Origin of the sequence: Brasilonema octagenarum UFV-OR1 (assembly GCF_963888615.1) — a bacterium.
Lineage (GTDB): Bacteria > Cyanobacteriota > Cyanobacteriia > Cyanobacteriales > Nostocaceae > Brasilonema > Brasilonema sennae.
Window position 1 is genome coordinate 1 of the sequence record NZ_CAWPKW010000015.1, and the last position, 19,085, is coordinate 19,085.

The following is a 19,085-nucleotide window of genomic DNA, read 5'->3' on the forward strand; positions in this document are numbered from 1 at the left end:
GCGCTTACGCCCAAGCCGCGTGCGCTTTGCGCTTACGCAGTCGCCTAGGTCGGGAAAGCCGTCATTCGCGCTGTCTCACCACCTGCGTGGACTTAAATAAAAATAGCGATCGCCTAATTTTCCCTCATAACTTCTGCGATACGCATGATTGCGTCTGCTCTTTGGGCGATCGCTCGTGGTTTGCAGCATTGATTACCCGATAGCAGGGATTCGGATTTCCCTACCAGTTCGGTAAAAGTGGCTATCTTCGATTCCGAGGATAGGCATATAGCTGCAAAGCTATCTTACGGAATGAAAATACGACTCGCGCCCATGTAATCGTTAATGTACATCACAATTTCTACAATACGGTTGGCGCAGCGTTCTCTATAGTCAGGTTCATAGAGGCGATCAACCTTCCCAATTGTAAGTACAGGTAGCGAACTCGGTGAATTTTCTTCACGCATCATTGAACATAAAGAATGAAGGCATAAGGCTTTCAGCCACGCTGCGCGAACGAATATTACAAAACAATAACGGAAGGAATCCATTACTGCTGATGAAGTCTGTATAAGAACACCTACTCGTAAGAGAAAGGGGCAACGGTCAATCAAGTCGGAAGCTTACGCCGTAGCCCGTCAGGATTGGTGTTGGGTAGTTCACAGTAATGCCCTTCGTGTGAGGGATTTTTTGGCATTTTTTTCTATTTCTACCCCAGAAGTGCATAAGTTGATTGTGCCTGCACCTATTAAGAATATACGAGAAGGGAAAAGTTTCCAAACTTATGCTCAGTCTCAAATGGGATACTTAAGCGGCAGAATGATTGATTATTCCGTAAAGCTTTAAAGTATCTTACCATTAGTCGCCACGAGTCATAAATGTGGACAAGAACACGGTTGAAATCATGCAACTTGGTAAACAAGGAGAAAAAATGATGCACACTGATTTGATTGATGCAACTTGTAAAGAAATTCTACGCCTGATTAGCAATCAGAATGATCTTCTAGATGAGTTACTGGAAATGCCTGACTTACTTAAGGAAAATAGTGAGGACGGACAGCAAAGAACCGACAGCCACACAGTGAAAGAATGGAAAAAGATTATTAATGACGAAGCACAAAAGGTTAACGAGCAAGAAATGGTTTTGGCAGTGATAGGCACTATGAAAGCCGGTAAATCAACTACCATTAATGCCATTGTAGGCTCAGAGATATTACCCAATCGTAATCATCCAATGACTTCCTTGCCAACATTAATTAGGCATAAGATAGGACAAAAAGAACCTGTTTTATATTTTCCGAAATATCAGCCTATTGAAAAGATGGTTCATGATATCAAGGAAAAATTGTCTTATTTGAAAAAGAGTAACCAATTAGACTCAGTAGAACTGTATAAAGACAAATATGGAAAAGAGCTAATTCAAAGCATTCTTGAGGAAAAATTTTATCATTTTCAAGACCGCTATAAGGGGCAAGAGAACATATTCAATTTGTTAAAGTTTTTTAATGATTTGATACGGTTAGCTATAGACTCTAAGATCTCTGTTAATATTCCCATTGAAGACTATGAAAATATATATGATTTACCGATTATTGAAGTAGAGTTTTTCCATTTAGCTGATGTAAAGCCACTAACCACAGGAAAGTTTGCTGTATTAGATACACCTGGTCCTAATGAACTGATGCTGGGTGAAAAGTTACGCAAAGTACTAAGAACTCAAATAGCAAGAGCATCAGCAGTATTAGCAGTTGTCGATTACGCTCAATTAAGATCTGAAGCGGAAGGTCAAATTCGTGAAGAACTAGTAAGCCAGATTGAGCAGACTGGAGACCGTTTGTTTGTTCTCGTCAATCAGTTTGATCGAAAAGATCGTAACGGCATGACCTTTGAGGAAGTAAAGCGTTATGCTGCAGAAAATTTTCTGCAAGGGCGAATTAGAGAGGATCGAGTGTATCCGGTATCTGCTCTTAATGCTTACCTCTCTAATCGTGCCCTAAACGAGACTGAGGGAAATAAAGACTTACCAGATTATCGAAATAAAGAAAATTTTTGGGTGGAAGATTTTGCTTTACGGGCTTTTGGTGTTTCTTGGGAAGATGATATTCGGGATGTACAGGAAGTTCGTAACAACGCAAAAACGCTACTTACTCGCAGCAACTTTAACCAACTTCTCAACGAAGTAATTTTAAAAGCAGCAAGTACAGCTGCATTGATAAGTATGCAATCTGCTAGTGCAAAATTGTTGGTTCATGGAAAAGAACTGGAGAATTTTCTAGAGTTACGCCGTGGTGCTTTGACTAAAAGTGTAGAAGAGATTGAGCAACTGATAGATGGTTTGGCACAAGATATAGAAGAAATTGAAAATGCTGAAGCAAAAGCCGATCAAGAGTTAAAACAGTTGATAAATAAATTTTTAGAAGCTGCTCAACAAGAATATGAAACGATGAAGCAGGAGTTGAAATCAGCCTTGGAAGGCTACTTTAATGAGGGAAAAAAACAAGAAAAGCAGGAGTTAGAGCAAAAAGAACAAGAAAGACTTAAACAAGAAACTGAAATAGAAAGAATTCAAAAACGACTTAATGAATTTTGGATCACTCCATTCTTCGGTAAAAAATTACGTCTGATAGAACATCTGAACAAAATCCAGAGTGATAATGTACAACAAAAATATTATACATTTAATCCGGAGAATCCAAAAATTCGATTCGATTATAAAAACGAAGCGAATGAGTTTTTAGCACAACTAAATCAAACGATTAGTTATATTATCGATGATTATCTAAAACAGCTAGAATCAGCACTAAATTATTTATCAAATAGCTTTGAACAAACAGTTACTCAAACAATGACATACAGGGTGGGAAAAATACTAGATAATGCCAAAGATCGATTAAAAGATCAAGGTTTTTTAGTTGATTTTAATGTTCCAAACTTAGATTTTGAGAGTAACGATATTGATGTTGCTGAACTTTTGCTATCGAGCATAGAAAATTCTAGTCAAAAAATATCAGAAACTAGATCTAGGAAGGTTAAAGGTTTTTGGCGGGGTCGTGTATCGCGATTTTTTGGTAGTTTTTTTAGTAAGCCTGATTGGGGATACGAGTCTTATGAACATTCACAAGATATAAATTACTACGTTGTTGATGTGGCAGATATCGGGAAAAAGGTGCTGACAAGTTTGGACAGTAGTATTCAAGAACTAAGCACAAACAACCAAGCTTTACTTAATCAAAAAATTAAACCTCTATTAGACGACTATTTCAATGATTTAAGATATTATCTTGAAAGATTCCGAGGAGACTTGAAAGATAGTATTGATAATCATCAACTGAGTGTTGAAGAAAAGAATAAGCTAAAGCAACGAATTAGTGAATTGAAAGACCGGGCAGAGTTGCATAAACAAGATGTTGAATCCATCAAGCAGAATTTGGAGTGACATGAGAGAATTTAATCAAAATGATGGAGACAACCCAACTAAACTGGATCAACTGCGAAAGCTACATCCTCAGTTAACAGAAAAAGCAATAGTCGATTATGTCAACGGTCTTGAGGTTCTTGATGATCATTTGCGATTCCGTGACCGAACTAACAATAAGTTCTTCATAAGAATCTGGGATTCCATCACTGGTAAGACAGCACAACGTCAACAAATCATTGACCATAATATAATTACTAGCCTCAACACAGTTTATGTTTGGCTACAGGATATTCAACTCCATCAAGGTGAAAGTGATATTGCTGTTACTAGCTTGGCAGGTAAGTTAGCAGAAACTCGTACAGGTCTGATGCGCTTACAAAAGCGACACAACGAGCTAGCAGAAAATGTGCAAGCGATTGAACAACGCCTTGAACAATTTGAAATTCAAGTTGAGAACCGTTGGACTAGATTAGAGTCTGAAGTTCAATACCTCTCAGCTCAAGCTCATTTGGATCAGGTATTTATCAAATGGCAAGCAAGGTACTCGAAGAAATATCCACCGCTAGCAGGACTCTATTTAATGATAGATGAACTTTACTGGGGTAAGTTTGGGATCTACTGCCGAAAAAAATTTGGAACAAGCGAAGTGTGTCAACTGATGGAACAGTTAGGTGATAAAGCTTTAATTCTGATGGAAACGGATTTAAAAGGTGATGTTTCTCAGTTAATGTTTCCAAAAGAATGGTTATCTCCCATTCAGAATTTACCTGAAGAATCGCGTGAAGCGCTGAGCTATTTGAGCAATTGGGCAGATCGACAAACTACTCCTGTTACTTGGGCGATTAGAAATGCTGCCTTACTTGAATCTGGACTTCCTGATGATTTTCCTCGCGTTTTTTCAGGAGAACACGCAATTAACCATTTAATGTATGAAAACAAAAAACGAATACAGGGCAACAATGACTACTAAACCTTATCGAGTAGGCTTGGTTTTATCTGGTGGTGGTGCTAGAGGTGCATATCATGTAGGCGTGATTAAATACCTAGCTGACATGAACATTTCAATTGATGCCGTCGCTGGTGCTAGTATTGGTGCTTTAAATGGTGCAGTTGTAGCAGCAGAACCCAATCTCAAAATAGCATTTACACATTTACAGGAAATTTGGGATTCACTTGCTGCTAATAGTCCGATCAAGATTAATAGTACAGAAACAATTAACTACATTGGTCGGATATTGCTTGGTCAAATTGCTCCACTAATAGCTGGAACAAGTGATCCATTATCAAGTGTAGCCAATCTTGAGACTCTATTTTCGGAAAACATAGGTTTGGGGGATGAAAGTTCTATCCATAGGTTGTTAGATAAATATTTAGACTTAGAAAAACTTCAGAAAGGTTTACCTTTATACGTTTCCGTATATCGAAGTCAAGGTAGCTTGAATGATTTATTTTCTGCAATTATAGCTTCAGTAAACTTAAATAATACGAAACATTCTGAGTTTTTACATATTCAATCCCTGAAGCGAACTCAACAACCCATAGCCATTCTTGCTTCAGCTGCTCTTCCCCTGTTATTTAAGGCTAAACAGATCGAGGTGAATGAAACTAACTATTTCTATTCAGATGGTGGTCAAGGAGGTGTAAGAAATGTCCAAGGCAATACTCCCATCACTCCATTGCTTGAATTAGCAAATTGTACCCATATTATTGTCAATCATCTAAGTGATGGGAGTTTATGGGATCGTAATGCTTTTTCAAAGACTTTTCCAAACACCACTGTTTTAGAAATTCGTCCAGGAAGATTTATAAAACGTCAACAAGGTCTAGCAAAAGACTTAATAGACTTTGATGCCAAAAATATTCAATCTTGGATTGAACAAGGTTATGAAGATACTCAACGTTGTTATGAAAGCGTTGCTCGTCCTCTCCATATTCGTGAAATAGCCAATCAGGCTAAAAAGCAACGAGATGAAGCAATAAATGAATTAGACAATGATGATTTCCATATTGACTAAACCTAACAGGCGTTGCGACTGTTGTGTTGCAAAAATTTCTTGAGATAAACGTGCTATTTGGCAAGCTTTGATTATGCAGCGACTCCAAAAATTTGAGCAAGAAATTTCACTTGATGTGTCTTACCCCTCTGCGTGTCTTTAGACCGCAGAGGGTTCAATTTACCAACACTTGATAAAAATTTATTGTATCGTACGTTTAATTACGATTAATTATAATGATTATGTCTAGTGATGCAATGACTCAACCAGAATTATCGACTCCCTCAGCCGATAAGCCCCACAATCCCCGCCAGATTCTGAGTGTACGAGAATTAAGTGCTTTGAATACGCGCTCTAACTACAAAGGGCTGGTTCAACTGGCTTTTCATCTAACTGTCATCGGATGCAGTGGCTACCTGTGGGTAACAAACTTTGGCAATTGGTCGCTAGCAATACCTGCACTGGCAATTTACGGCTTTAGTATTGCTGCCATGTTTGCACCTATGCACGAATGCGTTCACAGAAACGTTTTCACGAACAATTCTGTGAATGATGCTGTTGCTTGGTGTGCGGGCTTGCTCTCATTTTACAACAGTACTTTTTTCCGTCACTACCACAAATGGCACCACCTCTACACTCGCGTTCCTGACAAAGATCCGGAACTAACTGATCCCAAGCCGAGCAATCTGGGTAAATACTTGTTAATAATTAGTGGTTTACCCTGGTGGAAAGGAAAGATACGCGGGCATTTTCGCGCCGCACTTGGTCAACTTGACGATTGTCCATTTGTGCCAGAAACAGCACGAGGTGAAGTGATTCGCTCAACTCGCTGGCAATTAGCTGTTTATGTAGTGGTAATCGTCCTCTCATTTGCAGTCAGACAGCCTTGGTTTATCCTTTATTGGCTACTACCGCTCGTTGTTGGTCAGCCGATTCTGCGTTTTATTCTACTAGCAGAACATACAGGTTGCACTCTTGACGCGAATTTGCTCACGAATACACGCACAACACTGACGCTTTTGCCTGTGCGATTTTTAATGTGGAATATGCCATTTCATGGAGAGCACCATTTATACCCATCAATTCCCTTCCACGCACTGCCGAAAGCCCATCAACAGTTGAGTTCACACTTTGCCCACATTGAGCCAGGCTACATCAAAGTCAACAGGGATATTATTGTTACATCGGGACGACCGGCTTGAAAAGACTACACAGTTTTCCCCTACACCCCTACACCGTTCGGCTGAGCGCTCACGGCGAAGCCCTTACACCCCTGTGTTTCTTGAGAGCATCATTAACTACATTGAGGCTGTGTGACAAATGCCAAAGAATCTTGAAGAACAATTCGCTTACCAGCATCAAGACCGTTATCGGCTGGAAAATATTCCGGAGTTTGTTAATTTTATCAAAAATGGTACAGAAGATTCACGCCTTAAAGCATTACAACAAATTGAAAAGATTCTTTTACGAATTCATAATACATATGCGATCGCCTGGGATTTTGGCGGTGTCTTGATGGATGGACATAATAAATTTTTTATTGAACTATATGCACGCTCAAAAGGAGTTGATTTAAGTACTGAACAACTAACCCAACTTTGGCAGATTATCTTTAAAAGCGATCCGATTCCTGGTGTGAATTATGATGCTCTCAAAATTGGTCAGGCAACTCCGGAACAATTTGCTGCTCACTCAATTGGGCAGTTTAATACCGCGTTTGCGGCTACAGGAAAAGAACAGATTGAGATTACCAATCAAGAGATTCGGGATTTTCTAATTCTCTACTACAGTCATTACGAACCCAAGCATGAAACTGGCGAGATATTGCAGCGCCTTGAGCGACTAGGAATCCGCCAGTATGGGTTAACTAATAATTTTATGGCAAAAATAGAATATTTCTTGGAACAGGATGAGTTCGATTATTTGCAAGGACTGATTCAAATTGTATCTGAGAAGTTTGGTGTTAGCAAACCTAATCCCAAAATATATTTGTCGTTTAAACAGCACGCTTTTATTGACCGCTTTGCTCAGGACGTGTTACAGCTAGACTTACCAAATTCGGCAATTTCTCAGTTATGGCAAGCTATCTTTCAAGAAAACAAAGAAGCTGAAAACTTTGTAGCATATGAGCAACAACGAATTAACTTAGAGCAAGTGAGCCAGTATGCGCTCGCACAATATAATCAAGTATTAAAGGAACTTGGTTATGCTGCCGTTGATGTCACTTCATTTGCCAGCCGATGGCTAGATTTTTGGACGACTCAGTATGAACGAATTGGGCAGCAAACAATTTTTGTAGATGATAAAGTCAAAAACTTAAATCAAGCCTTTAAATATGAAGGAATATTAGGAGTTCATTATAATGCCAACGAAGGGCAAAAGTTAGCTGACCAACCCGTTCTGAAAGAATTATTAGAGCAAGAACAACTCAAGCAAGTTGTCCAAACATTACGAGAACTCACAGCGGTTGAGAATTCTGTAGGAGAGCGAGCAAAACTTGCCCTTGAACAGTTGATGCCGTTTCGCATTCGTCATGAAAAACTGAATTGGTCGCAAGCAAAAAAGCATCAGCCAATTATTGATGCAGTATCAGACAAGCAAATTTATACGCTGCTTCAGCAACATTATGAACAGCTTTATGCGACACATTTTCAGTTTGGTCAATTGGTAAGTTATCAGTATGCTCTCATTCATAGACTAGCCATATTACCTGAATACACTTATGATGATGCTCGTCAGATTGTACTGAAACTCTTCGAGACATCAGATCTATTTTTCAACCAAAACCGCGATTTTTCTACTTTGCAACAGGAAAGCGAAATACCGCAAGACATTGCAACTCATGTAAGTGACACAGAAGAAACAGAGTCTATCCTAAAGAAAAGCTTACTGCCAGAGATTATACGCAAGATCGTTGATTACATTGATGTCTTGGATGTGTCCCGTCAGCCGAGCATTCAAGGTTTGATAAGCCAATTGCAAACTCAAGTAGAGGATTTAGAAACACTCAAGCAATTCATGGAGCAATTACTGCGACAGCTTACTGTTTTGAAATCGATGCAAGTTGTGCCGTGGCAGCCGATTGAAGAATCATTTAAACAGTTGCAAAAAACGCTGATCTTAAGTTTTGAATCATCGAGTTTACAACAAACTCAATCATTTTTATTGCGTCAACTAGAAGAATGGTATCAGCAGTTAGAACTAGATGCACAAGAGATATCAATAGATTTAATGCCCTTAGAACGCATGGTTGCTGAATGGGAGCAGGAGATTGATCAGTTAGAAAGTATTTATTTCCAGCAGTATCGCGATTGGAAGATTCTCAAAGAGCAGGAGAAAGTCGCCTTGTATCAAGATCCCCTGTTAGACGAGGTGCGTGAACAATTTCTAAGCGAGGATCTCTATGAATTTATGCGAACATTGATGCGACGGCTATATGATCTGCCACAGTGGAAAGACTTGACTAAGCCGACGATTATTTTGGTGAGTGGGGCATCCGGTTCGGGCAAATCAACTCTTTCAACGCAACTGGCTCAACTTTTTGGAATTCAAAAATTATTTTCTACTGATGAGGCCGGACGAGCTAATACCAAAGCGATTCTAGATTTTCTGTTTGGTGAAGAAGAAGCAGAAAACGCGTTTCCTGCTTTATACCAGTCCTCGTTTGAGGGGAGTATGCAATTATATTATAATCAGGCAATTTTGACGATGATCGGGGTGGAAGGACTCATTCAACGATTACAAAAACAAAACACATCGGCATTAATTGAAGGTGTAGGGTTAATGCCGGGGTTATTATCAGAGACAATTTTTGAACTCCTCAATGTTGATTGGCTGATTGTGCAAGTTGATCACGAACAGCATTGGCAACATTTTACCCTTCGGTCTGAGTCAGCAACGCAGCGAAGTGCCAAACGGTATCAGGCTAATTTTGATCTGATTCGACAAATCCACGATCGCATCGTCGAAATGGCTTTAGCACATGGATTAACGATTGTGGAAAATAAAGGGTCGATTCAAGAAGCTGTAAGTATAGCGATCGAACGCATTAAAAGTCCCTTGGCTGACCAATTTTTCGAGATGAGCACAGATAGCATCCGAGACGCGATGAACGAGCTTTTAGCCCAGCAACGACAGCATTTGCCGGTGAAGGTTCGGTTTGATGTTAAACGTGCGGCAATGAATTTGGGAATCAAGCTAAGTATAATTACTGACCTTTTGTATCGCTTTGGATTTCAAGAAGTACCAAATCAGCGTCATCAGTGGATTCGACAACCTTTACGCAATGTGCAATTTATTCGGGGATAAGGTGCTCTATACTACATTTGGAGGGGTTCTCATCCTCCCACTGGAGGCTTGATAGTTTGAAAACACGTCCTAAAACTCGGGCAACTTGATCACCATTGAACCTTTTTCCCAGTCATCCGGTCTTATAAATACAAGCTAAAAACAAGCAACGTAACGAATAGAGAGGTACTCCTCAGGTGTTAGTTGTGCCACTTAACGTTTCAAAAGAAAGTCAATTCAACGGTAACTCAGAAAACGAATCTGATAGTTACTTGGTGCAACAATGTCTTTGTGGCAACTCTGAAAGTTTTCGTCAGCTTTACCGTCGCCATCAGCAGCGAGTGAGGTCAATCCTTTATCAGCTGTGCGATCCATCTTACCTGGATGATTTGGTGCAGGAGGTGTTTTTAAGAGCTTGGAAAGGTTTGCCCAAGTTTCGAGGAACGGCAAAATTCTCCACCTGGCTTTACCGGATTGCTTGGAATGTGGCTTCTGACCAGCGACAGAGAGTAATTCAAGGGCGGACTCAATTACAGACCCTTACTGAAAAAACTCCTATTCAAGAAGATGCCCCGGATCTAATGGATTTGCATTATCAAGATTTGGTGCAGAGGGGACTAGCAAATTTGAGCTTTGACCATCGCACGATTTTGGTTTTGCATGACTTAGAGGAAGTACCTCAAAAAGAGGTAGCTCAAATCTTAAACATTCCTTTGGGAACAGTCAAGTCACGCCTATTCCACGCCCGTGCTGCCATGCGTCAATTTCTTCAGCAACAAGGAGTGCTGTTATGAGTGAGTTTCCGAATGATGACAAAGACCTAATTCATTTTCTGCGTCAGCATCGTTCTAAAGTTCCACCTGCATCACTGGATTTGGAAAAGCGGATCTTACAACAGGTACAAGTTTCGCCCATACAACTTGTGCGCCACTTTTCACAGATGTGGTTGGTTCCACCCGTTATAGCAGCTGGATTAGTAGCTGCTGTGGTTAGTTATCGTGCCTTAATACCTATACAACCAAGCGCAGCTGAAGTTGCGACTTTAGAGACATTTATCGAAAACAACTGGCATTGTATACTTAGCCCAGAAGGCGATGTTTTTTACCAAAATGAACCAGCGACTGATTAATCTACAAGGATGAACACTTTGAACATCCGATGAATAGCGCTGTCACACTATCAAATTATAAACAAACAACTATGATTTCAACTACCTCAATATTGCAACAAACCAAGGCGATCGCTGCCATACAAATATCTGCCCTTAAAATAGTAGCAAGATTCATAGTTGTTCTTGTAGTTATTTATTATGGAACTTTCCTGGATGTCTTGTCAGGTACAAGGCAAGACTGAATCCTTGAAGTAGCAATTGGGCAAAGCCAATCATCTTTACAGCCGCTCTGCGCAGAGCGCAGATCGCGTAAGCGCAGCGTCTCGTAGAGAAGCTATCGCATGTGTGCGTAGTGAGTACGTTCTATTCATCTACTAGTTACTAAAGACAAGTTTTATGTTTCTCCATCGTACTACTTTTATAATTGCGGCTACAATGATTGCTCTTGGTACTAGTATCGCTCTTGCCAAGCCAAATTCAATGTTACCTCAAGTCCTTGCTCAAAACCCCGCACCTACAAAGCGTCCGCAACGTGGTCAAGCTGGGTGGTTGAAGGATTTAAACCTGACACCACAGCAGATACAACAAATTAAAACGATTCGTACTCAATCCAAAGACCAAACTGCCCAAAAAAGACAGGCAATTCGTCAAGCGCAGCAGGAATTGAAAGCTCTCATGGCAGCGACAGCATCCAAAGACCAAGTGCGCGATAAATATAACCAACTCAGAACGCTCAGACAGGAGCTTGCTGATATTCAGTTTGACAATACACTTGCCATCCGAGAAGTTTTGAACCCAGAACAACGGCAGAAGTTTGCTGAGCAAATGCACAACAAACGGTAGTAAATTTCCAAACCAGAACGAGTATGAAACCAAAGTACTGGGTGGTATCAACTTTTGTGTTGCTAGGAGGAATCGTACTCAACCAGTGCAGCCCCCCAACTCCAGGCAGCATTAATCTTGGGTAGCCCAGAATTTATGCGACCCTAACAGCTTTTAAGAAACACAGGGAACGCTTAACGCTTAACAGACTTGAAAATCTCTTGGTGAGCGTGTTTTCTCATTAGTTCGTGTCCTAATCTAACTGGCGACTGCGATACTATAAAAAGCCTAGATTGTCAACAATCTAGGCTTAGCAAAAACACACAAAATTGAGAATTGCGGCAATTTTCAGATAGATAGACCAAAGTCGCAGGAGTACAAAAAAATTGCACCCTTACGAACGATGTAGTTCATCTAGGTGAAAACAGCCGCATAGTATACAAGTATTATATAAACTTTTCCCAAAAGAGCAAATCCAATTTTTAATTATAGAGTCTAGTAGTTTGTCTCTGGTGGCAGTAAAAAGGCAAACAGCTCCCCCAAATAAAGTAAGCGTTCTGATTCTAATTCTAAAAGTACAGTGCGAAACCTCACCCCTTCCCCTCTCCTTAGTCTACCGTGTACACACCAGATCGCTTTTCACCCTCCGGGGATGTCCTCCGGACACGCTACGCTAACGCCAGATGCCTACTAGGTCGGGAGAGCCCTCCGGGTTCGGGGGTAGCCCCTAAGGGGCAAAGCTCGCCGGGGGGATACTCCCCCCGGCAGACTTTGGCGCTGCGCAAACGCAATCGACGGGAAACGGAGCCACTGCGGTGGTGAGGCAGTCCGGTCTTGGTGGTTTCCCCAAGGAGGAACTGCCGAAAGGGTCTCCCGGCATAAAGCAGGTGGCGTCCAAGACTGCGACCCCCTCACCGTCATTCGCACTGCAGGTCTGACCTCACCCTCGCTTGAATCGGCGCTAAAATCTTTCCCTCTGCGAGCTTTGGAGAGGGATGCCCGACAGGGTTGGGTGAGGTTCCTTTGGGAGTTTTGGGTAATTCGATGACTTGTGTGTACACTGTAGCTACTGCTAAATCTCACACCTCACGTGATGCTTCAATTAACAAGGTCTTATTCTGCACTGCTGGCACCTTCACCACCATTTTCTTATTAAACGTCAACCCATGATCTGCTTTGTCAATCACAATTGTGTCGCCAGGGACAAAAGTATTCTCCAATAGCTTAGTCGCGACGGGGTTTTCCACTTCTCGCTGCAGTGCTCGTTTAATGGGACGTGCGCCGTATACTGGGTCATATCCTGTTTCCACGAGGTAATCACAAGCGGCTGTTGATATCTCCAAAGAAATCTTCTGTTCTTGTAGAAGACTTTCCACCCGCTTGAGTTGAATGCGGATGATGTGTCGCATTTCGCTGCGGCTGAGGGTGTGGAAGAGAATGGTGTCATCAACGCGGTTGAGGAATTCTGGACGGAAGTGCGATCGCAAAGCATGCATGACTCGGTTCTGCATCTTTTCATAATTGGCGTCGTCACCAGATATGTCCAGTATGTGTTCGCTACCAATGTTACTGGTCATGACAATCACAGTGTTGCGGAAATCTACTGTTCGTCCTTGCGAGTCAGTAATTCTGCCGTCATCTAATACTTGCAACAGAATATTAAACACATCCGGGTGAGCTTTTTCCACTTCATCCAACAGCACCACCGAGTACGGACGACGACGAATGGCTTCGGAAAGTTGACCACCTTCTTCGTAACCTACGTATCCGGGAGGTGCACCTACCAAACGGGAAACGGAGTGTTTCTCCATATACTCGGACATATCCAAACGCACTAAAGCGTCATCAGAATCAAAGAGAAACTGTGCTAAAGCGCGGGCGAGTTCTGTTTTACCAACTCCTGTTGGTCCCATGAACAAGAACGAACCAATCGGGCGACTGGGGTCTTTCATTCCCGCACGCGCACGACGAATTGCTGCTGAGACAGCACAAACGGCTTCTTGTTGTCCAACAACTCGCTGGTGTAGATGTGTCTCAAGTTGCAGCAACTTTTGGCGTTCAGATTCCAACAGGCGGTTTACAGGAATTCCCGTCCATTTCGCCACAATTTCAGCAATATCGGCTTCCGTCACCTGTTCGCGTAGCAGGGTTGCACCTGTACTTTGAATTTCTAGCAACTGGACTTCTTTGGCTTCGCGATCGCGCTGCACTCCCTCCAACTTGCCATACTTCAACTGTGCGGCTTTGTTCAAATCATAAGCGCGTTCTGCTTGTTCAATTTGCACTCGCAGCTTTTCTTCTTCTTGCTTTAAGGCACTTATTGCTTCCAGTAGCTGTTTTTCACCTTGCCACTGTCCATTGAATTCTTGCTGTTTTTCCGTCAAATTGACAATTTCTTGCTCAATTCGCGCCAAACGCTCTTTTGTCTGAATCGTAGCTTTCTCTTCCCCAGCCAACGACAGCTTTTCCATTTCTAGCTGCATCAACCGTCGGTCAATATTTTCCAATTCTGTTGGTTTGGAGGTTATCTCCATTTTCAACTGTGCCGCTGCTTCATCCACCAAGTCAATAGCTTTATCTGGTAAGAAGCGGTCAGAAATGTAACGCGCAGATAGTGTTGCAGCAGCTACCAGCGCTGAATCCGAAATTTTAACATTGTGATGAACTTCGTAGCGCTCTTTCAGCCCCCGCAGAATAGAAATTGTATTTTCCACACTGGGCTGATCAACAAAAACTTGCTGAAAACGCCGTTCCAAAGCCGCATCTTTTTCTATATATTTGCGGTACTCATCCAAAGTTGTTGCACCAATGCAACGCAGTTCTCCTCGCGCTAACATGGGTTTGAGCAAATTTCCTGCATCCATCGCCCCTTGTTGGCCCGAACCAGTCCCAACGACGGTGTGCAGTTCATCAATAAACAGCACAATTTGACCGTTGGATTCTATCACTTCCTTGAGGACAGATTTCAATCGGTCTTCAAATTCACCCCGGTATTTTGCTCCAGCAATCAAGCTACCAATATCCAATGACATGAGTTGGCGGTTTTTCAAAGATTCTGGAACATCACCATTGACTATACGCTGTGCTAATGCTTCTGCGATCGCCGTCTTTCCAACTCCAGGTTCACCAATCAGTACAGGGTTATTCTTACTACGACGAGACAATACTTGTATGACTCGGCGGATTTCATCATCCCGTCCTATCACCGGGTCAAGCTTACCAGATTTTGCTTGTTCTGTCAAGTCTCTGCCAAACTTTTGCAGAGCTTCGTAACGAGATTCTGGGTTTTGATCGCTCACCTTTTGGCTACCGCGAACTGTTTTGATCGCAGCCTCTAGCTTTGCGGTGTCTAAGTTAAAGCTTTTATATATCTTTCGTCCGATGCGTTCATCTTCTGCAAAAGCTAAAAGCAAGTGTTCAATAGAAATGTAGGAATCTTTCATCCTAGCTCTTGCTTCTTCAGCTCGGTCTAGTAATGTATCTAAGCTACGACTAAGATAGAGCTGCTCAGATTTACCCACTTTCGGTTGACGTTGGGTAAATGCTTCTACTTGCTGTTGCAAGCGCAAGGCGTCAATTTCACAACGGGCGAGAATGCGTGTTGCAAGTCCAGTGGGTTCCTCTAATAACGCAATCAGTAAATGTTCAACATCAAGTTGCTGTTGTTGATATGCTCGAACAATATCCTGTGATTTGACAATTGCTTCCCAAGCTTTATCAGTAAATTTATTTGGATCTGTAGGCTGCATCTTTACAATTTTAGATTTTAGATTTTGGATTTCGGATTTTGGGTTTTAGATTTTAGATTTTGGATTTTAAAGTAGATGTTGTCAAATTAATATCCAATCATTTTTAGGGTGTATCCGCTTGTATCTGCGGTTGCAATTTGAGAATACTTTGCAATCAGCCCTTTAATCATGACTCGCCGCTGACTTTAAAAGGAAATCACCGTTCTCAAGGCACCTTGCCAGATGGTATTATTTGAGCTATCGTTATTTGCGTTTGTGACTACTGAAAATATGGGTGTGATACTAACATTGTCGCTTAGCTCCAGATTATAAAATGCCTCAATGTTTGTCTGGGTGCTATTTCCCAAACCATCGGTGACAAAAGGTTGACCTACGGCGATACCCCCAACTGTACCGGGAATCCCGAGGTTACGAATACCAAAGCCGACTGCCCAACTAAAAGGATTGATATCCAAATTTTGGTTAATCGCGGTGTTAAACCCTTGGTAATTCCCAAATCCTAGGCGAGTAAAAATGCCTAGATTCCTGTTTAAGGCATATTCGGCATTAACCCCGAAAGCGTTAATGTCGGTGTTGTTGATTTCGGCCCTAGTATATTGTAGTCTTAATGCTAATTGATTGCTGAGTGAGTATTCCACTTCTGCACTGGCTTGATATCTATCCTTAAATAAACCACCACTGCCATTTGAGCTGACAACATTTGCATCAGCAGCGATGTAGAGAGAACGAATTGTCAATGCACTACCACCTGGATTCCAGGATATCGCCACTCCTGCACCGCCATATCGGTCAATTTGGTTTTGAACAATCAAAGGGTTATTAATAAAAAAACTGGAACTAAAATCAACCGCCTCGTTGTTAGCATATCTATTACGATCAATGAAATCTCTTGGAGACATTTTTGCTCCAACACTCACAGATAAATCTGACGCGGGACGAAAAGAGTAGTACAAACGTCTTAGCTTAAAAGCGGAGTCAACATCCACATAATCTAGTCCGCCACCACTGGCGATTAAACCACTCGTTCCCAGAAGGTTTAAGTTTTTGCTTTTTTGTGCTCGTCCTATAGCATCATCGCCATTGTTACCAGCTTCTAACTGAGTCAGGAGTAAATCATTACTGTTAAAGCTAGTTAATAAATTCAACCGCTCGCGCGAGACTATGGTAGAATTAGCACCACTACCTTGTGTAAAAGCAACAATAGCTTGACCTTGAAGTTTGGTTGTCGCGGAAAATCGATGTGCTTCCAGCCGCGTCACGCGATCGTCCATTTTGTTGAGTCTTTTTGCCAAGTCATCCAAAGCTGAACGATATTCTCTTTCTAAGCGTCGTAAAGTTATCAAGTCTTGCTGAATGAACTCATCGCGAAAACCACTGCCAATCAGGCTATCGAGTTTATCCATCGTAGCCGCCAAACCCGCAGCAAATTCATAACGAGACAGAGGACGGTTTCCACCAAACGTGTGATCCGGATAACCAGAGAGGACACCATAACGTTCCATGAGCGATCGCAACGCCTGATACGCCCAATCACTCGGTTGAACATCAGACAATTGCGAAACCGAAGGTTGTTGAGGTGACGTATTGATATTTGTGTCAGGATTACCAGACTCATTGGCTGGAGTCGGGGGATCTGGCATCTGGGCATTTTTGTTCAGATTACCAGATTTGTTTACAGATTGGGACTCTGTATCCAGGGATATTACAGATGCTTCGGGAAATTCTGCCGCTGTTGCTTCACCAGCAGACTGTTTAATATTCTCTGGTATCGCCTCATACAAGTCATTTTCTTGAGAAAAAATCGGAACAGCAGTTTCTTGCTGCTTTGGAGAAGGCAAAGAATTCGCGGCTTTTGGAAAGCAGATGATTTGGCTAGGAATTCCCCAAATGAGTAAACTCCAAGCCCATAAATTTCCAGAACGAATTCTTTGCCTGAGACATTGCTTTACGCTCAACTCCATCACACCTATACTTTTTTACTTTTGGTTATATAGCAGGGAACGCTTAACAGTGAACAGTGAACAGTAAACAGTGAACAGTAAACAGTGAACAGTAAACAGTCAAAACTGGTAACTGGTAACCCTTCGGGTTCGCAGTCGCCTAGGTCGGGAGACCCTCCTGCAGCGCTGACTCACTGGTAACTGGTAACTGCTATATTTACTGGTTTACCATTTGCGGTTCTGTTTCTTGTTTCACAGCCTCTTCTTGAGGTTTCGTCTGAATCAGTTCTACTTTATACCCATTTGGATCTTCCACAAAAGCAATGACTGTAGAACCGTGTTTCATTGGTCCTGGTTCGCGTACGACTTTACCACCAAGCTTTTTGATTTCCTCACAAGTCGTGTAAATATCATCAACTCCAATGGCAATATGTCCGTAAGCATCTCCCAATTCGTACTTTTCCGTACCCCAGTTATAAGTAAGTTCTAGCACTGTCTTTTCACTTTCATCACCGTAACCAACAAAAGCCAGAGTAAACTCTCCCCCAGGATAGTCTTTTTGACGCAATAGCTTCATTCCCAAGAGATCACAGTAGAACTTCAGGGATTCTTCAAGGTTACCTACCCGTAGCATTGTGTGCAAGAATCGCATAATTATCTCACTTTTGCTTTGATGTTTTGTGGTTCAGCTCAATATTGTAATCTGGCAACCGTTTTCATACTGGAGAAGATGACTCAGATCTTGCATCACTTTAAATTAGCCAATTTTGACCGCCTCAGAATTAATTCCGAGGCTCACAGCCCAAGTCTACTTTAGTAGACTTCAAAGCTTATGCAGTCGTCTTTAGACGACTTTTGCTATGAGACTGGGATTTCAATCCCAGGCGGACGAGAATGCAAGGTGTGAGAATTGTGCAAGATCTCAGATGAGGAGGATTTTACTCTCCCTCACCCCCTCACCCCCTCATTCCCTCACTGCGACAACTCCAGCCCTCCTCGGTAGCCAGTGATCAGACGACTACCGTCTTTGAAAATATGAACTTCTATTTGGTCGCTTGCCCAGGTAATTTGATCTTTCAAATCAGGATTAAAAACGTGAACACGTTGATTGCTGGAAGAAACAGGAGATAATGGTGAATTAAGTGCTAACGACTGGATATATGGACCATCAATTAAAATGTCCAATTGGTTCAAGAGGTCTTGAGCGCCAGCTGGGGCATGTTGGGATTGTAACTGCTCTAGGGTAAACCCAGAAAAAGACATCACATTCATTCCACCGGCTTTTATCTTAGAAGCGAGAATCGCCAGTGCAGGGGCTTGCCAAAACGGTTCCCCTCCAGAAAATGTCACTCCCTGGTTGCGAGGATTACTCAAAATTTTCTCCGCAAGGCTGTCAATTGATATAAGTTGATTCATTTCAAATGACCAGGACTCAACATTAAAACAACCTGGGCACTCTCGCAAACACCCCTGCACCCAAACAACAGCACGACACCCAGGACCATTCACCTCTGATTCATCGATATAGCCCATAATGTTGAGATATCCGGCAGGAATTTCGATTAAAGCTGGGTAAGGGTGAGTTTTCTTTTGGGTCATTGTCTTTTCCTCTTGTTAAGGGATATACATATTTGCAGGGTAGATGCAAAAAAGTTTGAGGAACTTTTGAGGAGGATAAGGGAGAGAGGGAGTAATCATTGGTGTCAACTTAACATTCAAATCCTTATACTACGTCGTTGATTTGACCTCACCCCCCTTCGGGTTCACCCTTCGGGTTCGCAGTCG

General features: G+C 41.9%; 15 protein-coding genes. 10 read left to right on the top strand and 5 right to left on the bottom strand.

Features of this window, described 5'->3' with window-relative positions; all coding sequences use genetic code 11:
- Positions 1 to 203 (top strand): hypothetical protein (locus tag AC5590_RS00740; RefSeq protein ID WP_169267892.1); only part of this gene is annotated, 203 nt, incomplete at its 5' end.
- 81 nt (positions 204 to 284) lie between these two features.
- Here AC5590_RS00740 and AC5590_RS00745 read toward each other — a convergent pair.
- The gene (locus tag AC5590_RS00745; protein WP_169267893.1) at positions 285 to 449 is read right to left on the bottom strand and encodes a hypothetical protein; all 165 of its coding nucleotides are present in this window, start codon (positions 447 to 449) and stop codon (positions 285 to 287) included.
- A 434-nt stretch (positions 450 to 883) separates the two neighbouring features.
- On the opposite strand from AC5590_RS00745, the gene AC5590_RS00750 reads away from it, so the two are divergent.
- From AC5590_RS00750 to AC5590_RS00790, 9 genes are all read left to right on the top strand, one after another.
- Positions 884 to 3,415: a dynamin family protein gene (locus AC5590_RS00750; protein ID WP_169267894.1), complete on the top strand. Its 2,532-nt coding sequence runs from the start codon at positions 884 to 886 to the stop codon at positions 3,413 to 3,415.
- 1 nt (position 3,416) lies between these two features.
- On the top strand, positions 3,417 to 4,367 hold the full coding sequence (locus AC5590_RS00755; protein ID WP_211178688.1) for a diguanylate cyclase regulator RdcB family protein: 951 nt from the start codon (positions 3,417 to 3,419) through the stop codon (positions 4,365 to 4,367).
- Complete coding sequence (locus tag AC5590_RS00760) at positions 4,357 to 5,412, top strand: patatin-like phospholipase family protein (RefSeq protein ID WP_169267896.1); 1,056 nt, start codon at positions 4,357 to 4,359, stop codon at positions 5,410 to 5,412. The genes AC5590_RS00755 and AC5590_RS00760 overlap by 11 nt, the downstream gene beginning before the upstream one ends.
- Before the next feature lie 221 nt (positions 5,413 to 5,633).
- On the top strand, positions 5,634 to 6,593 hold the full coding sequence (locus AC5590_RS00765) for a fatty acid desaturase family protein (protein ID WP_169267897.1): 960 nt from the start codon (positions 5,634 to 5,636) through the stop codon (positions 6,591 to 6,593).
- Between the two features lie 118 nt (positions 6,594 to 6,711).
- Positions 6,712 to 9,699, top strand: coding sequence for an HAD family hydrolase (locus AC5590_RS00770; RefSeq protein WP_169267898.1), 2,988 nt, complete (start codon positions 6,712 to 6,714; stop codon positions 9,697 to 9,699).
- A gap of 185 nt (positions 9,700 to 9,884) precedes the next feature.
- Positions 9,885 to 10,472 carry a sigma-70 family RNA polymerase sigma factor gene (locus AC5590_RS00775; RefSeq protein WP_246162921.1) on the top strand — a complete coding sequence of 196 codons (588 nt, stop codon included), beginning with the start codon at positions 9,885 to 9,887 and terminating at the stop codon, positions 10,470 to 10,472.
- Complete coding sequence (locus AC5590_RS00780; protein ID WP_169267900.1) at positions 10,469 to 10,807, top strand: hypothetical protein; 339 nt, start codon at positions 10,469 to 10,471, stop codon at positions 10,805 to 10,807. Before AC5590_RS00775 ends, AC5590_RS00780 begins: the two co-directional genes overlap by 4 nt.
- 71 nt (positions 10,808 to 10,878) lie before the next feature.
- The gene (locus AC5590_RS00785) at positions 10,879 to 11,031 is read left to right on the top strand and encodes a hypothetical protein (RefSeq protein WP_169267901.1); all 153 of its coding nucleotides are present in this window, start codon (positions 10,879 to 10,881) and stop codon (positions 11,029 to 11,031) included.
- A gap of 154 nt (positions 11,032 to 11,185) precedes the next feature.
- The gene (locus AC5590_RS00790; protein WP_169267902.1) at positions 11,186 to 11,632 is read left to right on the top strand and encodes a Spy/CpxP family protein refolding chaperone; all 447 of its coding nucleotides are present in this window, start codon (positions 11,186 to 11,188) and stop codon (positions 11,630 to 11,632) included.
- 1,058 nt (positions 11,633 to 12,690) lie between these two features.
- On the opposite strand, the gene clpB is transcribed toward AC5590_RS00790, so the two are convergent.
- From clpB to AC5590_RS00810, 4 genes are all read right to left on the bottom strand, one after another.
- The gene (clpB, locus tag AC5590_RS00795; RefSeq protein WP_169267903.1) at positions 12,691 to 15,360 is read right to left on the bottom strand and encodes an ATP-dependent chaperone ClpB; all 2,670 of its coding nucleotides are present in this window, start codon (positions 15,358 to 15,360) and stop codon (positions 12,691 to 12,693) included.
- 185 nt (positions 15,361 to 15,545) lie between these two features.
- On the bottom strand, positions 15,546 to 17,321 hold the full coding sequence (locus AC5590_RS00800; protein WP_169267904.1) for an iron uptake porin: 1,776 nt from the start codon (positions 17,319 to 17,321) through the stop codon (positions 15,546 to 15,548).
- 196 nt (positions 17,322 to 17,517) lie between these two features.
- Entirely contained in the window at positions 17,518 to 17,952 is a 435-nt protein-coding gene (gloA, locus tag AC5590_RS00805) for a lactoylglutathione lyase (protein WP_169267905.1), read from the bottom strand.
- Between the two features lie 320 nt (positions 17,953 to 18,272).
- Positions 18,273 to 18,899, bottom strand: a complete 627-nt coding sequence (locus AC5590_RS00810; RefSeq protein ID WP_169267906.1) for a 4Fe-4S single cluster domain-containing protein — start codon at positions 18,897 to 18,899, stop codon at positions 18,273 to 18,275.
- Positions 18,900 to 19,085 lie beyond the last annotated feature (186 nt).